The 3,883-nt window shown below is 46.3% G+C and carries 5 protein-coding genes; 4 read left to right on the top strand and 1 reads right to left on the bottom strand.

What is annotated here, in order from left to right; all coding sequences use genetic code 11:
• Positions 1–441 precede the first annotated feature (441 nt).
• The 4 genes from MHN01_RS19380 (at position 442) to MHN01_RS19365 (ending at position 3,602) form a co-directional block, all read left to right on the top strand.
• The gene (locus MHN01_RS19380; RefSeq protein ID WP_239412853.1) at positions 442–1,449 is read left to right on the top strand and encodes an ecdysteroid 22-kinase family protein; all 1,008 of its coding nucleotides are present in this window, start codon (positions 442–444) and stop codon (positions 1,447–1,449) included.
• Positions 1,433–2,341, top strand: coding sequence for a 3'(2'),5'-bisphosphate nucleotidase CysQ (locus tag MHN01_RS19375; RefSeq protein WP_239412852.1), 909 nt, complete (start codon positions 1,433–1,435; stop codon positions 2,339–2,341). Before MHN01_RS19380 ends, MHN01_RS19375 begins: the two co-directional genes overlap by 17 nt.
• A 98-nt stretch (positions 2,342–2,439) precedes the next feature.
• Complete coding sequence (gene nrtS / locus MHN01_RS19370; protein ID WP_239412851.1) at positions 2,440–2,682, top strand: nitrate/nitrite transporter NrtS; 243 nt, start codon at positions 2,440–2,442, stop codon at positions 2,680–2,682.
• Between the two features lie 20 nt (positions 2,683–2,702).
• Positions 2,703–3,602, top strand: a complete 900-nt coding sequence (locus MHN01_RS19365; RefSeq protein ID WP_239412850.1) for a methyl-accepting chemotaxis protein — start codon at positions 2,703–2,705, stop codon at positions 3,600–3,602.
• Positions 3,603–3,635: 33 nt separating this feature from the next.
• Here the strand turns inward: MHN01_RS19365 and MHN01_RS19360 are convergent.
• Positions 3,636–3,883, bottom strand: a 248-nt coding sequence (locus tag MHN01_RS19360; RefSeq protein ID WP_239412849.1) for a diguanylate cyclase domain-containing protein, incomplete at its 5' end; no start/stop codon positions are given.

Raw genomic sequence — 3,883 nt, 5'->3', positions numbered from 1 at the left:
ACTTACGTTGAGATAATACTGATATAGCAGTTCCGCGATATCAGCATTGTTTGTGGATGAATCTTTTAGCACTGCTAAAAAGTCGTCAGAAACAGAAGGACTTGTTAATTTGTCCTCAATTTCATCGATAGTTAAATTAGTGGTATTGTTGGTCATAACTAGCTCAAATATTAAATTGAGATATAAACGTAACAGATCAAAAAAAGATAATAAAATAATGCTACTTTTTGAAAACTGATATTAAATCAATATGCTAGTTTTTTCATTTTGTAATTTATTTGTGATTTCAGTTGCTTATTAAGTCGGAAAAATGCGGAGAAAATCACGGAAACCTAACTGTTTGCTGGTTTTTTGAACGATTGGGTTCTTTTCTACATTGAAAAGGTGTTTTCTTGCAGAATTTTGTACACTAGCCTGACAATAACTCTCATTGACGAAAACATGACTATATCTACAGATATTTTGCACAAGGTTGCCCGGGTGACGGGAGCCAAGAGCATCGCTGACACCCAGCTTATCCAGCCGCTGTGGGGAGGGTACGGGGAGTTGTTTCGCGCGGCTTTGAACGATAGTCAATATGAGTCGGTGATTGTGAAACACATCAAGCTGCCGCAACCCAAACATCATCCTAGGGGCTGGAATACCGAGCTATCTCATCAACGCAAGCTGACTTCCTATCAAGTTGAAGTGAACTGGTATCAGGATTATGCCAATGTTTGTTCTAAGCAGTGCCAGGTACCCAAGAGCCTTTATGTCGAGCAGTATGATAATGAAATACTCATTGTGCTTGAAGATCTGAAAACGCTCGGCTTTAGTGAGGTTGTCAAAGAGGCGACACAGGTTCAGGTAGAGGCTTGTCTTCGTTGGTTGGCTTATTTTCATGCCCAACACCTTGCTCAGGAGCATCGCGGGTTATGGCAAAGCGGTACCTACTGGCATTTGGAAACACGACCTGACGAGTTGGCGGCACTGGCTGATCTTCCGCTCAAGCAGGCGGCCGGAATCATCGATCAAGTGTTGAAACAGAGTCGCTTTCAAACTTTGGTCCATGGTGATGCCAAGCTGGCGAATTTCTGTTTTACGCCCGAAGGTGATAGGGCGGCCGCTGTCGACTTTCAATATGTCGGCAAAGGGTGTGGCATGAAGGATGTTATCTTGTTTATTAGCAGCTGTATTCCTTTTGATGAGTGCGAAGATCGTGTTCCGAGCCTGCTTGATTACTATTTTTCTGAACTCCAACAAGCTGTTGCTGAGCTGAAACCACAGCTTGACCCGACGCAGATTGAGCGGGAGTGGCGACCGTTATATTGCGTGGCCTGGGCGGACTTTCAACGCTTTGTCAAAGGTTGGTGCCCGGATCACTGGAAGATCAACGCCTATACCGAAGGCCTGACGCGGCAGGCCTTGGCGCAACTGGGTTCCATTGAGGTAAATGATGAAACTGTCTAATTCACAGCTAGAAAAACTCTTGGCGTTGGCGACGGAGGCAGCGCTAACCGCTGGGCGACATATAGCCACTTTTGATCGGTCGCAGTTGAAAGTTGATCATAAGGCGGCGGGTAACAGTCTGAGCTCACAGGTTGTCACCCAGGTCGATCTTCATTGCCAGACATTGATCCTTGATGTTCTCCAGCCGAGCATCGAGCAATATGATTTGGCTGTCCTCAGCGAGGAGAATGCCAGCGAGGACAATATTTCTGAACATCCTCGGCGACAAAAAGATTATTTTTGGTGTATTGATCCGTTAGATGGCACATTGCCGTTCATTGAGGGCTCGGCAGGTTTTGCTGTTTCTATCGCCTTGGTGAGCCAATCGGGTGATCCTGTTATCGGTGTGGTTCATAACCCGACCACGGGTGATACGTATCAGGCACTGGATGCTGACGAGCCTGTATTGCTGAAAAATGGGCTACCTTGGCATCCAGTGACGCAGCATCGCTGTGTTACTTTGTATATTGATCGTAGTTTTGAGGGTGATGCCCGCTACAAGACCTGTGTTGAACACTTTGATAGCTTGATAAAGGCTAAGGGCTATGATGGGCTGAAGATAGTGAACAGCTGTGGCGCGGTGATGAATGCGATTGGTGTGTTTGAGAACCCTCCAGCGTGTTACCTCAAATTACCTAAGGCTCAGAAAGGCGGGGGAAGCCTTTGGGACTTCAGTGCAACAGCAGCGATAGCTCAGTCTTCACCTGCATTTTGGGTCAGTGATATAAACGGTCAGGCTCTGGATCTAAATCGTAGCGATTCTAATTTCATGAACCACAAAGGTGTGTTATATCTCCATGGTATCGAAGGCGAGGCCTTCGTGTCAGAAACAGACTGGATGACGGCAGAATAATAACTCGCGTTCGTGATTTGGCTGGCGGAAGGATGATGTATCGGTAAGTGAGCTTGCTGGTTTCGCATTAGTGTGGCGATTAAGGATGATGTCTGGCTATGTTGAAAAAATTCCCAATCAGAGATGCGCTTGATATTGCATTTTCACCTGCAATTGTTCGGCGCTCGGTAAAAGTTTCTTTGCTTGTTGGCACTATCTTAATGATTATCAACCATGGCGATGCAATACTGGCTGGAGAGTTGGATCAGTTTCGTGTTATGAAGATATTACTGACGTACATTGTGCCGTACCTTGTATCGACTCAGGCGGGCGTAGCTGCCACATTGGAATTCAAACAATAAATAATTAAGTGAGTAGAATTATGCTAAAACTTTTTTCAGCCCCGATCCCTGAGCACCAGACAGTCATAGACAAAGCTGAGCTCGAAGAGCTCAAGGCAAAAGCGGCGCTGTTTGATCAGTTAAAAGAAAACCAGCCTCTGGCAATTGCCCGCCAGATTGCAACCAATGCAGGCAATGTGAACAAGGCATCGACTAAGCGCCTTGAAGCAATCAATCACAACTTTGAGCTGATTGAAGATTTTATTAACCAGTCGAGTGAGATAGAAAGCCTGTCGAATGACTCATTTGATGCGGCCAGCAAGACGGCAGCAACAAGTACCCAGTCCATCAATCAGCTCCGTAGCCTGTCTGAGAATATTAATAGTTCAAAAATCAGTATTTGCGAGTTTACTGAATTGCTTTCCTCACTAGATGGCAATAACAAGAATATCGGCCAGCTGGTTGAGTCGATTAAAGGCATCGCGGATCAAACCAACTTGCTGGCGCTGAACGCGGCGATTGAGGCGGCCCGGGCTGGCGAACATGGTCGTGGGTTTGCCGTGGTGGCCGATGAAGTCAGGGCCCTGGCCAATACAGCTAACCAGTCGGCGGATAAGATTAACAGTGAAATGAAAACCATCATGGATATCTCGGCATCCATTATCAGCAAGCAGAAAGGGATGAGTGATATTATCAATAGCAGTGTCGATCTTGCCGAAGTGACACTGGAGGATATCGAGTCTCTGGTGGCGATGGCAAATCAGAGCAAGGGGGCAGTTGAAACCGTGATTGCCAGAGTCCAGCAGCAATTGGTGAATTCAGCGACGATTCAGACCAACATGCAACAACTGGTAGAAGAAACCCGAAATGCAGCAGCCCTTTCGTCTTCGAACCATGAGCTGGGTGAATCCCTCACACAAGAGCTGGCGGTGTTGAAATAAGTCTTGATCGAGAATCCTAGCTCGCCAAAAACTTTAGAGCAGGCCCATGGTCTGCTTTATTTTTTCTTCGGCTTCAGTGGTGTGAAGTGAGCACTGCACAAACTGGTTTCGACCCTGTTGCTTGGCTGTATAGAGGGCCTTATCGGCTCGTCCTATTAGCGCATCAATGAGAGTATTGATGTTGTTGGGGGGATCACTCCCGTTAAAGTAACAGATACCCATGCTGACAGTGATTGGCTGTTCGGTAATATATAAAACTTGTACATCGCCCATAATCTGCT

The organism is Photobacterium sp. OFAV2-7 (genome assembly GCF_022347985.1).
In the GTDB taxonomy this organism is placed as follows: Bacteria; Pseudomonadota; Gammaproteobacteria; order Enterobacterales; family Vibrionaceae; genus Photobacterium.
The sequence above is the reverse complement of the archived record's forward strand: the minus strand, read 5'-3'. Positions and strand labels throughout refer to the sequence as shown.

What these genes read in the sequence shown, in the direction of transcription:
- MHN01_RS19375 (WP_239412852.1), top strand. Translation starts at nt 1,433, where the DNA reads ATGATGAAACTGTCTAATTCACAGCTAGAAAAACTCTTGGCGTTGGCG.
- MHN01_RS19380 (WP_239412853.1), top strand. Translation starts at nt 442, where the DNA reads ATGACTATATCTACAGATATTTTGCACAAGGTTGCCCGGGTGACGGGA.
- MHN01_RS19365 (WP_239412850.1), top strand. Translation starts at nt 2,703, where the DNA reads ATGCTAAAACTTTTTTCAGCCCCGATCCCTGAGCACCAGACAGTCATA.
- nrtS (WP_239412851.1), top strand. Translation starts at nt 2,440, where the DNA reads ATGTTGAAAAAATTCCCAATCAGAGATGCGCTTGATATTGCATTTTCA.